Raw genomic sequence first — 20513 nt, forward strand, 5'->3', positions numbered from 1 at the left:
ATGGGTAAATATTTTGGGACTGATGGAGTCCGTGGAGAAGCTAACGTAGAATTAACACCAGAATTGGCCTTTAAACTAGGACGTTTTGGAGGCTATGTTCTCAGTCAACATGAAACGGAAGCACCGAAAGTTTTTGTAGGACGTGATACACGTATTTCAGGAGAAATGCTAGAATCAGCCTTGGTGGCGGGACTCCTTTCTGTGGGGATTCACGTCTACAAACTTGGTGTCCTTGCAACACCAGCAGTAGCTTACTTGGTAAAAACTGAAGGAGCCAGTGCAGGTGTCATGATTTCTGCTAGTCACAACCCAGCCCTTGATAATGGGATTAAGTTCTTTGGTTGTGATGGCTTCAAACTGGACGATGAAAAAGAAGCAGAAATTGAAGTCTTGCTAGATGCTGCGGAAGATACTCTTCCTCGTCCAAGTGCTGAAGGCTTGGGAACCTTGGTAGATTATCCAGAAGGCTTGCGTAAGTATGAAGGCTACCTTGTTTCAACTGGAACTCCTCTTGAAGGAATGAAGGTTGCCTTGGATACGGCCAATGGGGCAGCTTCTACTAGTGCCCGTCAAATCTTTGCAGATCTTGGCGCTCAATTGACGGTTATCGGGGAAACACCAGACGGTCTTAACATCAACCTTAATGTTGGTTCAACCCACCCAGAAGCCCTTCAAGAAGTGGTCAAAGAAAGCGGGTCAGCGATTGGTTTGGCCTTTGACGGAGACAGTGACCGCTTGATTGCTGTTGATGAAAATGGTGAGATCGTTGATGGTGATAAAATCATGTACATCATCGGGAAATACCTTTCTGAAAAAGGACAATTGGCTCAAAATACAATCGTGACAACTGTTATGTCTAACCTTGGTTTCCACAAGGCCTTGGATCGTGAAGGCATTAACAAGGCAGTCACTGCAGTTGGCGACCGCTACGTTGTTGAAGAAATGAGAAAATCAGGCTACAACCTTGGTGGTGAACAGTCTGGTCACGTCATCTTGATGGACTACAATACAACAGGTGATGGACAATTATCTGCTGTTCAATTGACAAAAATCATGAAGGAAACTGGTAAGAGCCTGTCAGAGTTGGCAGCAGAAGTAACCATCTATCCACAAAAATTAGTCAATATCCGAGTGGAAAATGCTATGAAGGAAAAGGCTATGGAAGTGCCAGCTATCAAGGACATCATCGAGAAGATGGAAGAAGAAATGGCAGGGAATGGCCGTATCCTTGTTCGTCCAAGTGGAACAGAGCCCCTCTTGCGTGTTATGGCAGAAGCGCCTACAACAGAAGAAGTGGACTACTATGTTGATACTATCGCAGATGTAGTTCGAGCTGAAATCGGGATTGACTAAATCCTAGAAAACTAGATGAAAATAAAAAATTATGGTACAATAGCTTATAATATTGTAGCCAAGGGAGAAAGACATGAATCTTAAACGTGAACAAGAATTTGTTAGTCAGTATCATTTTGATGCGCGTAATTTTGAATGGGAAAATGAAAATGGAGCTCCTGAAACTAAGGTGGATGTGAACTTCCAACTAATTCAACATGACCAAGAAAATCAAGTGACTTCCTTGATTGTTGTCTTGAGTTTTATGATTGTATTTGATAAATTTGTCATCAGTGGAACCATTTCACAGGTGAACCATATCGATGGTCGTATTGTTAACGAGCCAAGTGAATTGAACCAAGAAGAAGTGGAAACCTTGGCTCGTCCATGTTTGAACATGCTCAACCGTTTGACTTATGAAGTAACTGAGATTGCATTAGACTTACCAGGAATCAATTTGGAGTTCTAATATGAAATTAGCTGTTATCACAGATTCCTCTGCCTATCTCAGTGCAGATACCTTGCAAAGAGAAGATTTATTTGTCTTGGATATTCCTGTTAATATTGATGGTGAGGAGTATGTCGAAGGTATCAATCTGACTGCTGAGGAGTTTTACCAAAAAATGGCTCAGGCTTCTGAATTGCCTAAGACCAGTCAACCAAGTATTGCCAAGTTAGATGAGATTCTAACTTCGCTCAAAGAACAAGGTTATACACATGCTTTGGGGCTTTTCCTATCTTCTGGAATTTCAGGTTTTTACCAAAATATCCAGTATATGATAGAAGAATATGAGGGTTTAACTATTGCTTTCCCAGACACTTTGATTACAAGTGCTCCTCTGGGTATCATGGTTGAAAGTGTCTTTAACTGGCGAGACCAGGGCGATGACTTTGCCATTATTCAGGATAAGCTAGCTATTCAAATTAGTCACACATCTGCTTTCATCATGGTCGATGATTTGGATCATTTGGTAAAAGGTGGACGCCTTTCAAATGGAGCTGCTATTTTGGGCAATCTGCTAAGCATTAAGCCAATCCTCTATTTCAATGACCAAGGTGTGATTGAAGTGTACGAAAAAGTTCGTACTGAAAAGAAAGCAACCAAGCGTTTAATTGAGATTATCAAGGAAGCAACAGCTTCAGGCCAATACCGTATCATTGTCATTCACGGGAATGCTCCTGAAAAGGCTGAGGAATTGCGTCAGCACTTGCTAGATTCTGAAGTGGGTACGGATATTTCACTTGCTACATTTGGTAGTGTCATTGGAACACACCTAGGAGCAGGAAGTATTGCTCTGGGTTATATTCCAGTGATTTAGTTAGTACTTCTAGACTAGTTAAGAAATAGCAATTGAACACGGACTACCTGCCTCTTGAAAAAAGATGCCTGTCTTACCTTTCATGGAAAGTCAGCGCCATCCCCTATTTTTCACGGGCAGCTAAGGCCCTTTGTATCTTGATAATTGAACACGCCTGGAACCCTCTGTGAAAAAGATAGTTCTTCCAAGGAGGAGACACTCCTTGATTAGAACTCCTATTTTCACTCTGTGTTCTTACAGGCTTTGTATCTTAGAAATTGAACACGGACTACCTGCCTCTTGAAAAAAGATGCCTGTCTTGCCTTTCATGGAAAGTCAGCGTCATTCCCTATTTTTCAAGGGCAGCTATCGTCCTTTGTATCTTAGTCAGGAGTAGAGATGAGTATTCGAGTAATTATTGCTGGTTTTAAGGGAAAGATGGGCCAGGCTGCTTGTCAGATGGTCTTGGCTGATCCAGACTTGGACTTGGTAGCAGTTTTGGATCCCTTTGAGTCTGAATCAGAATGGCAGGGTATTCCTGTTTTCAAGGATAAGGCTGATTTGGTCGGTTTTGAAGCAGATGTCTGGGTAGACTTTACTACACCAGCTGTTGCCTATGAAAATACACGCTTTGCTCTTGAAAATGGCTTTGCTCCAGTAGTTGGGACAACAGGTTTCACGAGTGAAGAGATTGCAGAGCTAAAAGCATTTTCTCGTGCTCAAGATTTGGGTGGCTTGATCGCTCCTAACTTTGCCTTGGGTGCTGTTTTACTCATGCAATTTGCAAGGCAGGCTGCTAAATATTTCCCAAATGTGGAGATTATCGAGCTCCATCATGACAAGAAAAAGGATGCTCCGAGTGGAACTGCTATTAAAACAGCTGAGTTAATGGCAGAAGTTCGAGAGTCTATCCAGCAGGGTGCAGCAGATGAGGAAGAATTGATTGCAGGTGCTCGTGGTGCTGACTTTGATGGCATGCGCATCCACTCAGTTCGTTTGCCAGGCTTGGTAGCCCATCAGGAAGTCATCTTTGGCAATCAGGGAGAAGGATTGACCCTCCGTCATGACTCCTATGATCGCAGCTCCTTCATGACAGGGGTCAATTTGGGAATTAAAGAAGTTGTCAAGCGTCATGAGCTTGTCTATGGATTAGAACACTTATTATGAGATTAACGCAAATGCCTTCTGAATTTCAGAAGGCTTTACCAGTATTAGAAAAAATTAAAGAAGCAGGCTTTGAAGCCTATTTTGTTGGGGGATCTGTTCGAGATGCCCTTCTCAATCGTCCCATCCACGATGTGGATATTGCGACGTCTTCTTATCCAGAAGAGACCAAGCAGATTTTTCCTCGAACAGCCGATATCGGAATCGAGCATGGAACCGTCTTGGTTTTAGATGGGGATGAGGAGTATGAGGTAACCACCTTTCGGACAGAGGATGTCTATGTGGACTATCGCAGACCAAGTGCGGTTTCCTTTGTGCGCTCGCTAGAAGAAGACCTCAAGCGCCGTGATTTTACAGTCAATGCCTTTGCCTTGGACGAGACAGGAGAAATTGTTGACTTGTTCTATGGTTTAGAGGATTTGGAAAAGCAAGTCTTGCGAGCAGTTGGAGTGGCTAGTGAGCGTTTCAACGAAGATGCTCTGCGAATTATGCGTGGTTTCCGTTTTCAGGCCAGTCTTGGTTTTGAACTTGAGCCAGAAACATTTAAAGCTATGAAAATCTTGACGCCGCTTTTGGAGAAAATTTCTGTGGAGCGTACATTTGTCGAGTTTGATAAACTCTTGCTGGCTCCCTTTTGGAGAAGGGGATTGGCTTCCATGATTGAGAGTCAAGCTTATGATTATCTCCCTGATATGGCATCTAGCCAGAACAAGCTCAACAGACTGTTTGATTTGGAGACTGATTTTACTTTTGAATCTTCTGAGCAAGCCTGGGCAGCTCTACTGTGGGCTTTGGAGATTGAAAATGCGCAGCCATTTTTGAAGGCTTGGAAGACCTCACGTCAGTTTGCTAAGCAAGTTCAGGATTTACTGACTATTTTGGCCTTGCGTGAAAAGGGAGAATTGAGCAAGCGCGATTGTTATCGCTTTGACTTGGATTTTCTTTTACAGGCTGAAAATCTTCGTCAGGCTCAGGGAAAACCAGTCAACCCACAAGTCATCACAGAAACCTACCAGAGTCTGACCATTCATGACAAGAAAGAAATCCAAATCAACGGTGGTATTTTGATCAAGGAATATGGCTATCAACCAGGTCCAGATTTGGGAGAGATTTTAACAGAGATAGAGTTTGCCATTGTCGATGGAGAATTGGAAAATGACCGTCAAGCCATCCATGCTTATCTAAGGGAGAAAAAATGAGTGATTTTATCGTTGAAAAACTAAGCAAATCCGTTGGTGACAAGACCGTTTTTAAGGATATTTCCTTTATCATCCATGACCTAGACAGAATTGGTCTAATCGGTGTCAATGGGACTGGCAAGACCACCCTTTTAGATGTTCTTTCTGGTGTTTCTGGCTTTGATGGGGATGTTAGTCCTTTTTCAGCTAAGAATGATTACCAAATTGGTTACTTGACTCAAGATCCTGATTTTGATAATAGAAAGACAGTTTTGGATACGGTTCTATCTAGTGAACTAAAGGAAATCCAGCTCATTCGTGAATATGAGTTGATTATGCTCAACTACAGTGAGGACAAGCAGGCTCGTTTGGAACGGGTCATGGCTGAGATGGATTCTCTTCAAGCTTGGGAAATTGAGAGTCAGGTTAAGACCGTTCTCAGCAAGCTGGGTATTCAAGACTTATCTACTCCTGTTGGGGAATTATCAGGTGGCCTAAGAAGACGAGTCCAGTTGGCGCAAGTTTTACTTGGCAATCACGACCTTTTGCTTTTGGATGAGCCGACCAACCATCTGGACATTGCGACTATTGAGTGGCTGACCCTCTTTTTAAAAAATTCCAAGAAGACCGTCCTTTTTATCACCCACGATCGTTATTTCCTAGACGCTTTGTCAACACGTATTTTCGAGTTGGATCGCGCAGGTTTGACCGAGTACCAGGGAAATTACCAGGACTATGTTCGCCTAAAGGCGGAACAGGATGAGCGCGACGCGGCTCTACTTCATAAAAAGGAACAACTTTATAAGCAAGAATTGGCCTGGATGCGCAGACAACCGCAGGCGCGTGCGACCAAGCAGCAGGCTCGTATCAATCGTTTCCATGACTTGAAAAAGGAAGTTTCAGGCAGTAGTGCTGAGACAGACTTAACCATAAACTTTGAAACCAGTCGGATCGGTAAAAAAGTCATCGAGTTTCAGGATGTTTCCTTTGCCTATGAAAACAAGCCTATTTTGCAAGATTTTAATCTCTTGGTGCAGGCCAAAGATCGTATTGGAATCGTTGGGGACAACGGTGTTGGAAAATCAACCCTGCTTAATCTGATTGCAGGCAGTCTTGAGCCGACAGCAGGACAAGTTGTGATTGGGGAAACAGTTCGCATCGCCTATTTCTCTCAGCAAATTGAGGGATTGGATGAGAGCAAGCGAGTTATCAATTACTTGCAGGAAGTGGCAGAAGAGGTCAAGACCAGCGGTGGTTCTACGACTTCCATTGCGGAATTGCTGGAGCAGTTCCTCTTCCCACGTTCGACGCATGGAACCTTGATTGAGAAATTGTCTGGTGGAGAGAAAAAACGCCTTTATCTTCTCAAACTGCTCCTTGAAAAACCAAATGTTCTTCTCTTGGACGAGCCAACCAATGACCTAGACATTGCGACCTTGACAGTTTTGGAGAATTTTTTGCAAGGCTTTGCAGGTCCTGTCTTGACAGTTAGCCATGACCGCTATTTCTTGGATAAGGTAGCGACCAAGATTCTAGCTTTTGAGGATGGCAAGATTCGTCCATTCTTTGGTCATTATACTGACTACCTTGATGAAAAGGCCTTTGAAACAGAGATGGCCAATCAAGTGCAAAAGGCTGAAAAAGAAAAAGTGGTCAAGGTGCGAGAAGAGAAGAAACGCATGACCTACCAAGAAAAGCAGGAGTGGGCAAACATTGAAGGCGATATTGAAGCCTTGGAAAATCGTATCGCTGCGATTGAAGAGGAAATGCAGGCTAACGGCTCTGACTTTGGCAAACTAGCGACTCTCCAAAAAGAACTGGATGAGAAAAACGAGGCACTCCTTGAAAAATACGAACGCTATGAATACCTAAGTGAATTTGATAGCTAGGAGAATAGAAAAATCCCGTCTCATGACAGGATTTCTCTATTCTTTTTTGTTTCTTGGTGAAAGATATTTTGCCAAGTTTCGTGACGGCGCCAGATACTGGTATGGACGATACCATCTAACTCATAGCAGATGAGTTTGGTCTTTTGACTGATGGAAGTGATCTGAATATCCTTGATAGCTGAATTCAAATCTTTTTCGGCTTTATAGGCCTCTTTATCCATCTGCTCTCCATCCTGACGAATATAGACAAAATCGTCAGCTAAGAGTTCTTCCAGTTGATTTCCTTGGTCAATCAATTGTTCACGCATAAGTAATTTTTTATAGACATTGTCTAAAATTTCGTCCTCAGGGATAGGTGCTGGCTCGATATGGACATCGGTATCAAAAACTCCAAAACGCTCTTCCAGCATGGATTCGACCTGATCCGCAATCTCATGACTTTCATAAACTGATAAGTCAGGATTCATTTCCAGGGTGATATCAAGATAGATATTGCTACCGTAGGTACGACCTCTTTGGGACTTGACCTTGCTGATTTTGGGAATTTCCATGATAGCTTTTTGGTAGTCCTCAAGCAGACGGTCGTCGAAACCATCTGAAAGGCTAAAGGAAGACTCGATGAAGATATCATAAGCAGTTTTCAAGATAAAGAAAGTGATGATAATGGCAACCAGTTTATCCACAATGGGATAATTGAAACTGCTGGCCAGGATGGCAATGGTCGTACCAAGTGAGGTGACAGCATCAGAAAGATTGTCCTTGGCTGCTGCCTTTAGTGCCTTGGAGTTGGATTTCTTACTGAGGCGAGTATTGTAGAGATAAACTACAAACATAATCGATGCAGAAATAATTCCTAGAGTTGCACCAAGAGGATCGATGACCGTTTCTTCACGACTGAGAATCTTCTGAATGGTATCCCTTAGAACATCAAAGCCAACATAGAACATGATGATGGAAGTGATTAAGCTAGCCAAATCCTCAATCTTCCAGTGGCCAAAACGGTGGTCTCGGTCAGCAGGCTGGCGTGCCATCCTGATTCCAATCAAGAGGGCCACATTTCCAATGATGTCCGAGACGTTGTTAAAACCATCAGCCACCAAACTGGATGAATGAAGAAGATGACCAGTTGCCAATTTGATCGCAGACAAGATCAGGTAGGTCGAAATACTGATAATGGCCCCACGCTCAGCTAACTTGAGATTTGAGATAGATTGCTTCATTCAACTTCCTTTCTACTCACATAGCATTCTATCATTATACTGGTTTTTAAGGGAAAATTCAAATAAGGCATTTTTTACTCTTTGAAAATTTTTCAAAATTTGGTATAATAGTACTACTCAAGGGAGTAGCTGGCAGAAACCTGTGATAGTGTCGTCATTCCGAATTTTATACTGAAAAGTATGTTTTCCGGCCCTATCTTAAACAGCGAGACTTGTTATGATTAACAGGTCTCTTTTTGTTTGTCGTGAAAAGATACGATGAGGAAAAGAGAGTCTGTTTAGCACACAATGTCAAGGAGGAGACACATGTCAAAAGAACAAAAACGCCAAGCGTTTTACACTCAGAGTCCTGAAGAGGTCTTGAAGGCTGTGGATGCGACCGAGCAAGGTTTGTCATCAAGTGAGGCAGAAAAACGCCTTGCAGAATTTGGCCACAATGAACTCGAAGAAGGCGAGAAACGATCAATCCTGGTCAAATTCATCGAGCAATTTAAGGATTTGATGATTATCATCCTAGTTGCGGCAGCAATCTTGTCAGTCTTGACTTCTGGTGGGGAAGATATCGCAGATGCCATTATCATCTTAGCCGTGGTAATCATCAATGCTGCCTTTGGTGTTTATCAAGAAGGGAAAGCAGAAGAAGCCATCGAAGCTCTCAAATCCATGTCTAGTCCAGCTGCCCGCGTTCTGCGTGATGGGCACATGGCTGAGATTGACTCTAAAGAATTGGTTCCTGGTGATATTGTTGCTCTTGAAGCAGGTGATGTTGTACCAGCAGACTTACGTTTGCTAGAAGCCAACTCTCTTAAAATCGAAGAAGCTGCCCTGACAGGTGAGTCTGTGCCAGTCGAAAAAGACTTGACAGTTGAACTTGCTGCAGATGCTGGTATTGGGGACCGTGTCAACATGGCCTTCCAAAACTCTAACGTGACCTATGGTCGTGGGATGGGTGTTGTAGTCAATACAGGGATGTACACGGAAGTTGGTCATATCGCGGGTATGCTCCAAGATGCGGATGAGACGGATACACCACTCAAACAAAACTTGAACAACCTTTCTAAGGTCTTGACCTATGCTATCTTGGTCATTGCCTTTGTTACTTTTGTAGTGGGTGTCTTCATTCAAGGGAAAAATCCACTCGGTGAGTTGATGATCTCTGTTGCCCTTGCCGTTGCAGCTATTCCAGAAGGGCTCCCAGCTATCGTAACTATTGTTCTTGCCCTTGGTACTCAAGTTTTAGCCAAACGAAACTCAATCGTTCGTAAGTTGCCAGCAGTTGAAACTCTTGGTTCAACAGAAATCATCGCTTCTGATAAGACTGGTACGTTGACCATGAACAAGATGACAGTCGAAAAAGTCTTCTACGATGCAGTCCTACATGACTCAGCTGATGACATTGAACTAGGTCTTGAAATGCCTCTTCTTCGTTCAGTTGTCTTGGCCAATGATACGAAAATTGATGTGGAAGGCAACCTGATTGGTGACCCAACAGAAACAGCCTTCATCCAGTATGCCTTGGATAAGGGTTACGATGTCAAAGGTTTCTTAGAGAAATATCCGCGTGTGGCCGAGTTGCCATTTGACTCTGACCGTAAGCTCATGTCAACGGTTCACCCATTGCCAGATGGTCGTTTCCTTGTAGCAGTCAAAGGTGCGCCAGACCAACTTTTGAAACGTTGTGTTCTTCGTGATAAGGCTGGGGATATTGCTCCGATTGATGAGAAGGTTACAAACCTCATCCATACAAACAACTCTGAAATGGCCCACCAAGCCTTGCGTGTCCTTGCAGGTGCTTATAAGATTATTGACAGCATTCCAGAAAATCTGACTTCTGAAGAGCTTGAAAATGATCTAATCTTTACTGGTTTGATTGGGATGATTGACCCTGAACGCCCTGAAGCTGCTGAGGCTGTTCGAGTGGCTAAAGAAGCTGGAATCCGTCCAATCATGATTACGGGTGATCACCAAGACACTGCAGAAGCTATTGCCAAACGTTTGGGAATAATTGATGCAAATGATACAGAAGGCCACGTTTTAACTGGTGCTGAACTCAACGAACTATCTGATGAAGACTTTGAAAAAGTCGTTGGTCAATACTCTGTTTATGCCCGTGTGTCTCCAGAACACAAGGTTCGTATCGTCAAGGCTTGGCAAAAACAAGGTAAAGTCGTTGCCATGACAGGTGACGGTGTCAATGATGCTCCGGCTTTGAAAACAGCCGATATCGGTATCGGTATGGGAATCACTGGTACAGAGGTTTCTAAGGGGGCATCTGACATGATTCTTGCAGATGATAACTTTGCGACTATCATCGTCGCAGTTGAAGAAGGACGTAAGGTCTTCTCAAATATTCAAAAGACTATCCAGTATCTGCTTTCTGCCAATACTGCTGAAGTATTAACTATCTTCCTATCAACCTTGTTTGGTTGGGATGTCTTACAGCCAGTTCATCTTTTGTGGATTAACTTGGTAACGGATACTTTCCCAGCTATCGCTCTTGGTGTTGAACCTGCTGAGCCTGGTGTCATGAACCATAAACCACGTGGACGCAAGGCAAGCTTCTTCTCAGGTGGTGTTTTGAGTTCTATCATCTATCAAGGTGTACTCCAAGCAGCAATTGTTATGAGTGTTTATGGTCTTGCCCTTCTTTACCCAGTTCATGTGGGTGACAATCATGCCATTCATGCGGATGCTCTTACTATGGCCTTTGCAACCCTTGGCTTGATTCAGCTCTTCCATGCTTACAATGTCAAGTCTGTTTACCAATCCATCTTGACAGTTGGCCCATTCAAGTCTAAGACCTTCAACTGGTCCATCTTGGTATCCTTCATTCTTCTCATGGCAACAATCGTCGTAGAACCGCTTGAAGGAATCTTCCACGTAACCAAACTAGACTTGTCACAATGGGGAATCGTTATGGGCGGTAGCTTCTCAATGATTATTATCGTCGAAATTGTTAAGTTTATTCAACGCAAACTCGGTTTTGACAAGAATGCGATTTAAAAAAGTCATCTTCGGATGGCTTTTTTAAATAACTTTAAAAAGGATAGAAAAAACTTTAAATAGGAGATATTAAAAGTAAAGTCGCTTACTAAAATATTAGATATAAGAATAGCAAAGAATGACTTGGGAGGAAATCATGGGAAATAAAAAATGTATTTACTCTATCCGTAAATTGAGTTTGGGTGTTGCTTCAGTTGTTGTGGCTTGTGGTTTAGGATTTTTAGCTGGCTCTGTTGGGAGTGTATCTGCAGATGAAATGCTCGCAGCTAGTCATATCTTAGAAACAGACAAACCTTCTATCGAAAGCATAGACAAGGATAAGTCTGTCGGGGGTTCAGAAAAAGAAGCTATTGCTTCAGACGAGCAACACTTTGAAGAAAAACATTTAGATACTCCTAAAGTGACTGAAAAGGAATCTCGTGTGGAATTTAATTATATTGATGAATCAACAGGGAAAAAACTTTTTTCAGATGAGCGTACTGGTAAGGTGGGAGAGGATCTTCACTACGATACGAGAAAGAAAATTAGTGAGTTCAAAAGGAATGGCTATGTATTAGTTGAAGATGGCTATTTGAAAATGGATGAATCGAAGAAACTGTTTCAAGGTGATAAGACTCCGCAAACGTATACTATTAAATTAACTCCAAAACATGAAGTGATTAGCTTACAAAACCAGACTAATCCTAAGTCAAATGAAGAGGTGGAAGCTGGTGTTGTCGATAGTCCTAAGTGGCCTGCAGATGCTGAAAAGATCAGAACCAATCAAGAACGGCCTTTAGAGAGAACGATTCAAAGAACCATTAAATATAAATATAAGAATAATGGTAAAGAAGCTTTTGCTGAGAAAAAACAAAGTATTTCCTTTGAACGCTATGCGACTGTTAATCTTGTTACTAAGGAAATTTCCTATTCTAACTGGAAAATAAAACAGGAGCATATTAAAAATCAAACAGCCAAGATTAACTATGTGGATATCAGTGAAAACAAGCTACTGAAGGAAGATACAGTTACTGGGGAATCTGGTTATCCTATTGAATATAGTACGCTAAAAACGATTAGTGATTACAAGCGACAAGGATACGATCTTGTATCAAGTGATTATGATCGAGGTTTACAATATTTTGACCAAGATAGTAAGACTGATCAAATATTTAAGGTTGCTTTAACCCCTCGCTTAGAATTTATTTATCCTGAAGATAGACTTCCAACTGCTCATAAAAAAGTTGATGAGGATGTTCAAGATTCACCTTTATGGCCTGCCAGTGTTTCTAAAATCGTCAATAAAAAATCTATTGATCGTAACATTTCCTATCTAGATTTTGTGACACATGATAAGGTTGTTGCAGATCGAAATGATCAAGTTGATTTCAAACGCGTTGCCAAGGTTGATTTTGTAAGAGGAGACCTTTATTATCGTGATTGGACGAGTGATCAACCAAATCTATCTAAAGTAGCGACACCACTGCTAAAAGGCTTGGTGGCAGATAAAGAAGCAGTTGCAGAGAAAACAGTGGCAGTAACAGATCCTGTAATTAGGGAAATTGTCTACTACAAACAATTAGGAAAATGGATAGCCATTTCTCCAACTGCAAATGAGAATGTGGCTTTGATTCAATATCCCAATGACCAAGATGGTAATCCTGCTAAAGCAGGTCTTGCTAGCAATCCAGGTTTAGGAACAATCCCTTATCTTAAAGGTTATAAGGCTGTGACATCAGCTACTGATTTGGTGTTGAAGGATTCTTCGCATCCAGAATTGGGTTACTTATTACCTGAAGTACCAGAAGATTTTACAAAAGACACAATAATCAATTATCTACCTGTGAAAGCTACTGAGCCAGAACCACCAAGAGGTAATCAACCCAAGATGCCAGAGGCTCCAACCCCTGAGGAGCCAAAGAACCCAGCAGTACCGACGGTAGATCAACCTAAGGATCCTGAAAAGCCAACACCTGAGGACCCTAAACAGCCGGACATGCCAACTGCTGAGCAACCAAAAACTCCAGCAAGTCCAGTACCTGAGGAGCCAAAGAGCCCCGAAGTTCCAGCTGTTGCTCAACCTAAGGTTCCCGAAAAACCATCCCCTGAGGAACCCAAGCACCCTGAAGTTCCGACTGCTGAGCAACCTAAGACTCCAGCAAGTCCAGCGCCTGAGGAGCCAAAGCACCCAGAAACTCCAATAATAAGTGAAACAAAGGAAGCTGGTAAATTACCAGAGACAGCTAGTCATGATTCTATTTTGCTAGTAGTCGGATTCTTATCAGCCCTATCTGGCGTCCTATTGTTTAAAGGTAAAAAAGATTGAGAATTTACAAATAGCAAAAAAGTCATCTTCGGATGGCTTTTTGCTACAGTTGGGGGAAAGGGCTTGCAGTTATCGGCTTTTGTGCTATAATTGCTATAATATAGTAAAAAGTAAGAGGTGTGTGAGGAAGTGGAGAAGAAAATTGTAAAGGATATTTTGTTTTTATCTCAAGTGTCTCAGCCGGCAAGTCAGGAAGACCTTTATCTTGCTAGAGATTTGCAGGATACGCTTTTAGCAAATCGTGAGACCTGTGTCGGTCTGGCTGCCAATATGATTGGGGTGCAGAAGCGCGTGATTATCTTTAATCTTGGCTTGGTTCCTGTGGTCATGTTTAACCCAGTGCTCCTGTCCTCTGAAGGAGTTTATGAGACAGAGGAAGGTTGTTTGTCCTTGACAGGTGTGAGACCTACTAAGCGTTATGAAATCATAAGGGTTGCCTATTGTGACAGCAAGTGGCAGGAACAGACCATTACTTTGACAGGCTTCCCAGCCCAGATTTGCCAGCATGAACTGGATCACTTAGAAGGACGAATCATTTAGGAGGAAAGCAAATGAAACGAATAGTCTTTGAACTTATTTTTATCGCAACGACCTGGTATATCTTTTTACCGCCTCTTAACCTGACTAGCTGGGAATTTCTCTTTTTCCTCTGTGGGCATTTGCTGGTTGTGGCAGTCTTATTTGGCTTTGGCAAGGGAATCAATCTGGTCAAAACAGTTCATGTGCGCCACGGCAAGGCAGAAGCTGCCTTAAATCTAGAGGGTTTCAAAATCAATCGGTTAGGGAAAATCCTTTTAGCTTCTATTGGAGGAATTCTTCTCTTGGCAGCTTTGGTTTCCTTGGTGACTTCTAGCATTTTTCAGGCTAAGAATTATGCCAATGTAGTCACGGTTACTGAAAAAGACTTTACTGAATTTCCTAAGACTGACACCAGTAAGGTTCCTATTTTAGATAGAAGTACTGCTGAAAAGATTGGGGACCGCTACTTGGGTTCCCTAACGGATAAGGTGTCGCAGTATGTAGCGGCAGACACCTATACCCAATTGACGATTGATGGGAAACCTTATCGAGTTACGCCACTAGAATACGCAGATCCTATCAAGTGGTTTAATAATCAAGCCAAGGGAATCGGCGAGTATATCAAGGTGAATATGGTAACCGGGAATGCGGACTTGGTGGACTTGAAGACACCAATCAAGTATTCGGACTCGGAGTATTTTAACCGCGATGTCAAGCGTCACCTGCGCTTGAAGTACCCAACTAAAATCTTCAAGACTCCATCTTTTGAGGTGGACGATGAGGGCAATCCTTTCTATGTGGCAACCGTTTACCAAAAGCAATTTGGTTTAGCGGTTCCTCGTCCTGTTTCAGTCATTATCTTGGATGCTACAAATGGAGAAACCAAGGAATACAGCTTGTCAGATGTTCCAGAATGGGTGGACAGGGTCTATCCAGCTGAGGAAACCATTGAACAAATCAACTACAACGGCAAGTACAAGGACGGTTTCTGGAATGCCATGATTTCCAAGAAAAACGTGACCCAGACTACCAAGGGCTATAATTACTTGTCTATCGGTAATGACATCTACCTCTACACAGGTGTGACGTCGGCCAATGCAGATGAAAGTAATCTTGGTTTCATCCTAGAAAATATGCGAACAGGAGAAATCACTAAGTACAGCTTGGCTTCTGCGACAGAAGAATCAGCCCGTGAATCAGCCGAAGGTGCTGTTCAGGAGAAATCCTACAAGGCAACCTTCCCAATCCTCATCAACCTCAATGACAAGCCTCTCTACATCATGGGCTTGAAGGACAATGCTGGTCTGGTCAAAGAGTACGCCCTGGTAGATGCAGTCGAGTACCAAAATGTTATCGTTGCTACGACAGTGGAAGAACTGCTCAGCAAGTATGCCAATAAAAACGACCTTGAGATTGACAATGCAACAACTGAAAGTATCAAGGGTGTGGTAGCAGACCTCAAATCAGCTGTTATCAAGGGCGACACCGTCTACTTTTTTAAAGTTGATGGTAAGATATACAAGGTCAAGGCCTCAGTATCAGATGACCTTCCTTACCTAGAAAATGGGAAAGCCTTCGAAGGTCAAGTAGGAAAAGACAACTATCTCAAGACCTTTAAAGTACAGTAATACTCTTCGAAAATCTCTTCAAACCACGTCAACTTTATCTGCAACCTCAAAGCTGTGCTTTGAGCAACCTGCGGCTAGTTTCCTAGTTTGCTCTTTGATTTTCATTGAGTATAAAAAAGCTTTATTTAAGAAGTATATGTTATAATAAGGTAAATTAAGACTAATGGAGGACAAACAAATGGGTTTTTATGTGATGCTTGCTTCAATGCTACTCGGACTGCTCGCTTTGAAGATAGGTTTTTCTCAGTTCAAGGAGAAAAAAGATAAATTTCTATCTATCTTAACAAGTTTAGCTGGCATAGCCCTTGTTCTCGTGGCTGTCTGGTTAGGATGGCCAAAATAACCAGAGAAACCTCGGTCAAACCGAGGTTTTTCAGATGAATTTCTTGGTAGTGACAAAAAAATATGCTACACTATTAATATGAAAATTTTAATCCCTACAGCAAAAGAAATGAACACAGACTTGCCAAGTATCGAAGCAACTTCTTTAAAACCAGAAAGCCAGGCCGTGCTGGATGCCTTGGCCCGCTATTCTGCTAGTCAATTGGAGAGTTTTTACAAAGTTTCAGCCGAGAAAGCTGTGGCAGAATTTCAAAATATCCAAACTTTAAAAAAACAAACTGCTCAACACTATCCAGCCTTGAAACTTTTTGATGGGCTTATGTACCGTCATATCAAGCGAGACAAACTGGACGAGGCAGAACAAGCCTATCTTGAAAATCATGTCTTCATTACCTCGGCCTTGTACGGTGTTGTTCCAGCCTTGTCACCTATGGCCCCTCACCGTTTGGACTTTTTGATGAAGTTAAAAGTCGCTGGTAAGACTTTGAAGAGCCATTGGAAGGCAGCCTATGATGAGGCTATGAATGGTGAAGACCTAATTTTCTCCCTCTTGTCGTCAGAGTTTGAAACTGTGTTTTCTAAGGAAATCAGAGAAAAAATGGTGACCTTCAAATTCATGGAGGATAGAGGTGGTCAGCTGAAGATTCACTCAACCATTTCCAAGAAAGCGCGTGGTGCCTTCCTAACATCTCTAATAGAAAATCAAGTACAAACTGTGGAGGAAGCACGTCGCTTGAACTTTGCCGGATTTGCCTACCGAGAAGATTTGTCACAACCACAGGAATTGGTTTTTGTTAAGGAAGTTTAGAAATCAGATAAGAGAAAAAGTCAGCAGGATTATGCTGACTTTTTTCTAGCTTATAAAGTATTGGACAAATGAATCTCATTTGATAAAGTATTAAGATAATTAACCAAATCCATGATTGACAGATGATTTTGACAAATAAACTTCTTGGTAATTCCTGGAATATAGAAATTAGACACGATGATATCATAACCTGTCTGATTTAAAATCTCAGGACTCGTTTCCAATTCATCCCAATTATCGAAGGTAAAGCGGTTATTACAGTAGTAGGAAAGCATATCAACAAAGGTAAGGGATATAGCATGGTCAAAATTACTGATAATCAAAACCTTGATAGGTGGTCGATTTTCTAACAACTGAGTAGAGAGGTTTTCAGCATGGGTTAAGATGGTGTACATCAAGTGTTCCAACTGTTCAGGATGGTCATGCTGTCCAATTGCCTGACGATATTGGGCCAGTTCTTGACGTGCACTTCCCATAAAGTCTGGGAAGTAAACTTCAAATTTTTTAATCGTCAATGCTTTTTGTTCAAATAAGATTGGGGTAGAAAAGATTTCCTGTCTTTCAAAGAAAGCAGTGTTGTGTAAATGCCAAATAAGCTCATCGTGGTTAGTAAAAGTAATCTTATATTGTTTTGCTAGGCGTTCTAATATTTGACTAAGTAATTGGTAAGAGTATCTTGCTTCACTGTTATCTTCTAAAGAGTTGAAGAATTCTTGAGGATCTAAGAAAAGATTGTTTTGAATAAAGGATATAAAAATTTGGGCAATGATATCTGGGGTGATTTCCAGTCCCAGTTTTTCAGAGAAATGGACAAGTATCTCCTCAAAGTTTGGAATACTCATCAAAAGAGGGTAGTATTCATCGTAGAAATGATTTGATAAGTCGATGAAATGACCGTTTTTAATGCGGTAAATACTGATGGCTATCATCAATTTGTACATTCTATAGATTGAAAATCGCATTGGATAATTCGTGATCTTATAGAAGAAGTCAGTGAACTCTGTTAAATCCTCTTCAGGAAGGTCAGGAAAAGGCCAGTCTAGAAAATAATAGCGCTCAGAAAAATATTGGGCAAAAAAATAGCGAATATCGATTTCATTCCCACGTATTTCGGATGGAGTAAATGATAGTTCAATTTGGAATTGAGTTGACAGAGTTTTTGTAATATTTCTGCCCAATCGATAGAGGTTGGCATTACTAGAGTGAAGATTTTCTATTGTTCGATAAATAGGTAGGCCCTCATTAAAAAACAGATACTCTAGTAATCGAAAAGATTGAGAATGAGCAAGAAAATATTGATAAATATCTTCAACGCTAGTATTAACTTCTAAATCTATCATAATTCCGTTAACAGAAGACTGGATATCGATAGTTGGAAAGGCAGCACGCAATTCATTTAAATCACTTTTTAAGATTCGTTCAGTACATCCTAATTCGTCGGCAAGTTCATGTAATTTCATCCAATCACGATGTTGGATTAGGGTTTCCATTAAACGTAATTGTCGCTGATCTTTCGTAGATAAAAGGTTACGCATATAGGTATTTTCCTCCTATTTTCATTATATCATATTATTGTCTAAAGTGTACAAAAATGTCGGAGTAGAAAAAGCGTCTGAATTAGTCAGAAAAATTAGAATAATATAAGTGGCTTTTAGGTACAAAAAGAGAATATATTAATTGTATAGAAAATATTGATTTATATATCAAATAGTTGTAGAGTGGGAATTATAAAATATTATCTAGGAGTTCAAAATGAAACATTCACATAAGAAATCATTTGACTGGTATAGCATGCAACAACGATACTCTATTCGTAAGTATCACTTTGGTGCAGCTAGTGTCTTGCTCGGGACAGCCTTAGTCTTGGGAACTGCTGCCAATGCGCAAGCAGTACAAGCAGAGGAACATAACCCAGAAGCTACTAACAGTGTTTCTGTTGATAAGGTAGAAGAAGCTACAAAACCAGCAGAAGTTGCTACACCTAAAAAAGAAACAACCTATGCAGCTCCAACTGTAGCTAATCCAGTAGAAACGACTCCAGCTAAAACTGAAGAAGCTACTAAACCAGCAGAAAAAGTTGAAGAAGCAAAAGATAAAAAAGAGGAAGTAAAGCAGCAAGATGCTGTTGACAAGTCAAAATTGTTAACGGCTCTTTCGCGCGCAGAAAAATTGGAGCTTAAGTTATACACTGAAGACAGTGTAAAACGCCTTCAAACTAGTATCCAATCTGCTAAAGGATTATTAAATAAAGCAGATGTGGCAGAGTCAGAATTATCTCAAGCTGAGTCTGATCTTCAAGCAGCAGTTATCGCTTTGGAACTTAGAGGGACAACTACAACTAAAGTTGCTGATAAAATTGAAGTAGTGAGCAAAATTGAATCTGCTGAAAAGAAAAATACAGAATCAAAGGTGGCTGAAAAAACTTCTGAAGTAGATAAAGAGTCAGTAGAAAAAGATAAAACTGCCTTAAAACCTGTAAAGGGACTTCGAGTTGAAGATGCAAAGGCAAATATAAAAGGCGGATGGAATATTCCGTTAGATCAAGAAGCGAGCTTGAGATTAAAGAGTGCTATTGAGGCTCATGCAGCACAAGGTAGTTCGCGTCGTCGGAAACGTGCTATCGGAGATTTGGATTATACTTTCAAGAAAGTTATGACACCGGTCAATCCAGGTTTCTACGCAGATGCCAAGAGTGTTGATGAGTTAACAGTTAACCCAGACTATATAAATGAAACAGTTGTCAACGTTTGGTATAAAGACTTAGGTTATATCAATTTAGTTGACAAAGATGGACATTACATCAATTCAAATGGTGAGGTAGTCGAGAATAAAGAAGATGCTATTCGTCGACAATATAAAAACGATTTTAATGACACAACAAGAGCAGATGTTACTGAAATTCCTCAAGCACCAGTTGGTTGGAAAATTAGTGACAACCAATCTATTCGCGGATATGATGCAGAAACTAAAACTATTGATCCAAACGATGATAGTGATTTAGATGCTGTTGGTAAAGATTCTAATGTAGTCATTGAAAAAGAAAATCAAAAAGCTGTTATCCGTTATGTAAGTACTAACGGTAACCGCGTTCTCACAACAGATGAAGTGACAGGTAAGTCAGGTGAAGCCATTGCCTACAGCACTACAAGTCAAATCAATGAATTTAAGAAACAAGGTTACAAGCTTGTTAGTGATGAATTCACATCAGGTGGTGCGAAGGTTTATGACTACGATACAGCACGTGACCAAGTCTACACTGTAACCCTTTCAGAACGTGTCGAACCGGTTAACCCAGATAACCCAACTCCACAACCAAACACCCCAGTCAATCCAGGACAACCAGATAGCCCACATTGGCCAGGAACAGTTGAAAACTTGGATAACAAGGAAAGTGTTAGCCGCACCATCCATTACGTTTACGAAGATGGAAGCAAGGCTAAGGATGATGTGGTTGAAACACTGAATTTCAAACGTTGGAGCAATGTCAACTTGGTAACAGGTCATATTGACTTCCAAGACTGGACAACCAATGATGATACGTTTGATAAAGTGGTATCTCCAACCATCGCAGGTTACACAGCGGATAAATCAGAAATCCCAGCTGTAAGTGGAGTGAAGGCTAAAGACCAAGACCGTGTTGAAACAGTCACTTATCGTAAGGATGCTCAAAAAGCTGTTATCCGTTATGTAAGCACTAACGGTAACCGCGTTCTCACAACAGATGAAGTGACAGGTAAGTCAGGTGAAGCCATTGCCTACAGCACAACAAGTCAAATCACAGAATTCAAGAAACAAGGTTATAAGCTTGTCAGCGATGAATTCACAGC

At 41.4% G+C, this 20513-nt stretch carries 15 protein-coding genes; 13 read left to right on the plus strand and 2 right to left on the minus strand.

The features are described 5' to 3' along the window. From glmM to O3664_RS07700, 6 genes are all read left to right on the plus strand, one after another. The gene (gene glmM, locus O3664_RS07675; protein WP_033685398.1) at positions 1-1353 is read left to right on the plus strand and encodes a phosphoglucosamine mutase; all 1353 of its coding nucleotides are present in this window, start codon (positions 1-3) and stop codon (positions 1351-1353) included. Between the two features lie 73 nt (positions 1354-1426). Further along, positions 1427-1801 (plus strand): DUF1149 family protein, encoded by a 375-nt coding sequence (locus O3664_RS07680; RefSeq protein ID WP_001050081.1) that lies wholly within the window; start codon positions 1427-1429, stop codon positions 1799-1801. Position 1802: 1 nt separating this feature from the next. Continuing rightward, positions 1803-2651, plus strand: coding sequence for a DegV family protein (locus O3664_RS07685; protein WP_261035047.1), 849 nt, complete (start codon positions 1803-1805; stop codon positions 2649-2651). 378 nt (positions 2652-3029) lie between these two features. Further along, positions 3030-3797, plus strand: coding sequence for a 4-hydroxy-tetrahydrodipicolinate reductase (dapB, locus tag O3664_RS07690; protein WP_000027873.1), 768 nt, complete (start codon positions 3030-3032; stop codon positions 3795-3797). Next, positions 3794-4993 (plus strand): CCA tRNA nucleotidyltransferase, encoded by a 1200-nt coding sequence (locus O3664_RS07695; protein WP_371613850.1) that lies wholly within the window; start codon positions 3794-3796, stop codon positions 4991-4993. Before dapB ends, O3664_RS07695 begins: the two co-directional genes overlap by 4 nt. Continuing rightward, positions 4990-6861 carry an ABC-F family ATP-binding cassette domain-containing protein gene (locus O3664_RS07700; RefSeq protein ID WP_371613851.1) on the plus strand — a complete coding sequence of 624 codons (1872 nt, stop codon included), beginning with the start codon at positions 4990-4992 and terminating at the stop codon, positions 6859-6861. The genes O3664_RS07695 and O3664_RS07700 overlap by 4 nt, the downstream gene beginning before the upstream one ends. 20 nt (positions 6862-6881) lie before the next feature. On the opposite strand, the gene mntE is transcribed toward O3664_RS07700, so the two are convergent. Continuing rightward, positions 6882-8081: a CDF family manganese efflux transporter MntE gene (gene mntE, locus O3664_RS07705; RefSeq protein ID WP_371613852.1), complete on the minus strand. Its 1200-nt coding sequence runs from the start codon at positions 8079-8081 to the stop codon at positions 6882-6884. 306 nt (positions 8082-8387) lie between these two features. Between mntE and O3664_RS07710 the strand changes: the two genes are divergently transcribed. From O3664_RS07710 to yaaA, 6 genes are all read left to right on the plus strand, one after another. Next, entirely contained in the window at positions 8388-11084 is a 2697-nt protein-coding gene (locus O3664_RS07710) for a cation-translocating P-type ATPase (protein ID WP_371613853.1), read from the plus strand. A gap of 136 nt (positions 11085-11220) precedes the next feature. Continuing rightward, on the plus strand, positions 11221-13389 hold the full coding sequence (locus O3664_RS07715; protein ID WP_371613854.1) for a YSIRK-type signal peptide-containing protein: 2169 nt from the start codon (positions 11221-11223) through the stop codon (positions 13387-13389). A gap of 129 nt (positions 13390-13518) precedes the next feature. After that, complete coding sequence (locus O3664_RS07720) at positions 13519-13929, plus strand: peptide deformylase (protein ID WP_000412230.1); 411 nt, start codon at positions 13519-13521, stop codon at positions 13927-13929. Positions 13930-13940: 11 nt separating this feature from the next. After that, complete coding sequence (locus O3664_RS07725; RefSeq protein ID WP_371613855.1) at positions 13941-15536, plus strand: hypothetical protein; 1596 nt, start codon at positions 13941-13943, stop codon at positions 15534-15536. 178 nt (positions 15537-15714) lie between these two features. Then, positions 15715-15879 carry a YczI family protein gene (locus O3664_RS07730; protein WP_031227831.1) on the plus strand — a complete coding sequence of 55 codons (165 nt, stop codon included), beginning with the start codon at positions 15715-15717 and terminating at the stop codon, positions 15877-15879. A gap of 78 nt (positions 15880-15957) precedes the next feature. Further along, positions 15958-16686: a peroxide stress protein YaaA gene (gene yaaA / locus O3664_RS07735; RefSeq protein ID WP_023948114.1), complete on the plus strand. Its 729-nt coding sequence runs from the start codon at positions 15958-15960 to the stop codon at positions 16684-16686. A gap of 50 nt (positions 16687-16736) precedes the next feature. Here yaaA and O3664_RS07740 read toward each other — a convergent pair whose 3' ends face one another. Beyond that, positions 16737-18221, minus strand: a complete 1485-nt coding sequence (locus O3664_RS07740; RefSeq protein ID WP_371613856.1) for a M protein trans-acting positive regulator PRD domain-containing protein — start codon at positions 18219-18221, stop codon at positions 16737-16739. Between the two features lie 217 nt (positions 18222-18438). Here O3664_RS07740 and O3664_RS07745 point away from each other — a divergent pair. After that, the coding region (locus O3664_RS07745) for a YSIRK-type signal peptide-containing protein (protein ID WP_371613857.1) at positions 18439-20513 on the plus strand (2075 nt) is incomplete at its 3' end.

The sequence above is a fragment of the Streptococcus sp. 27098_8_109 genome (genome assembly GCF_041432295.1).
Taxonomy (GTDB): Bacteria; Bacillota; Bacilli; order Lactobacillales; family Streptococcaceae; genus Streptococcus.

Coding starts and splice junctions, on each gene's coding strand:
- yaaA (WP_023948114.1), top strand. CDS start 15,958: ATGAAAATTTTAATCCCTACAGCAAAAGAAATGAACACAGACTTGCCA.
- O3664_RS07710 (WP_371613853.1), top strand. CDS start 8,388: ATGTCAAAAGAACAAAAACGCCAAGCGTTTTACACTCAGAGTCCTGAA.
- glmM (WP_033685398.1), top strand. CDS start 1: ATGGGTAAATATTTTGGGACTGATGGAGTCCGTGGAGAAGCTAACGTA.
- O3664_RS07715 (WP_371613854.1), top strand. CDS start 11,221: ATGGGAAATAAAAAATGTATTTACTCTATCCGTAAATTGAGTTTGGGT.
- O3664_RS07740 (WP_371613856.1), bottom strand. CDS start 18,221: ATGCGTAACCTTTTATCTACGAAAGATCAGCGACAATTACGTTTAATG.
- O3664_RS07695 (WP_371613850.1), top strand. CDS start 3,794: ATGAGATTAACGCAAATGCCTTCTGAATTTCAGAAGGCTTTACCAGTA.
- O3664_RS07685 (WP_261035047.1), top strand. CDS start 1,803: ATGAAATTAGCTGTTATCACAGATTCCTCTGCCTATCTCAGTGCAGAT.
- O3664_RS07680 (WP_001050081.1), top strand. CDS start 1,427: ATGAATCTTAAACGTGAACAAGAATTTGTTAGTCAGTATCATTTTGAT.
- O3664_RS07730 (WP_031227831.1), top strand. CDS start 15,715: ATGGGTTTTTATGTGATGCTTGCTTCAATGCTACTCGGACTGCTCGCT.
- O3664_RS07700 (WP_371613851.1), top strand. CDS start 4,990: ATGAGTGATTTTATCGTTGAAAAACTAAGCAAATCCGTTGGTGACAAG.
- mntE (WP_371613852.1), bottom strand. CDS start 8,081: ATGAAGCAATCTATCTCAAATCTCAAGTTAGCTGAGCGTGGGGCCATT.
- dapB (WP_000027873.1), top strand. CDS start 3,030: ATGAGTATTCGAGTAATTATTGCTGGTTTTAAGGGAAAGATGGGCCAG.
- O3664_RS07725 (WP_371613855.1), top strand. CDS start 13,941: ATGAAACGAATAGTCTTTGAACTTATTTTTATCGCAACGACCTGGTAT.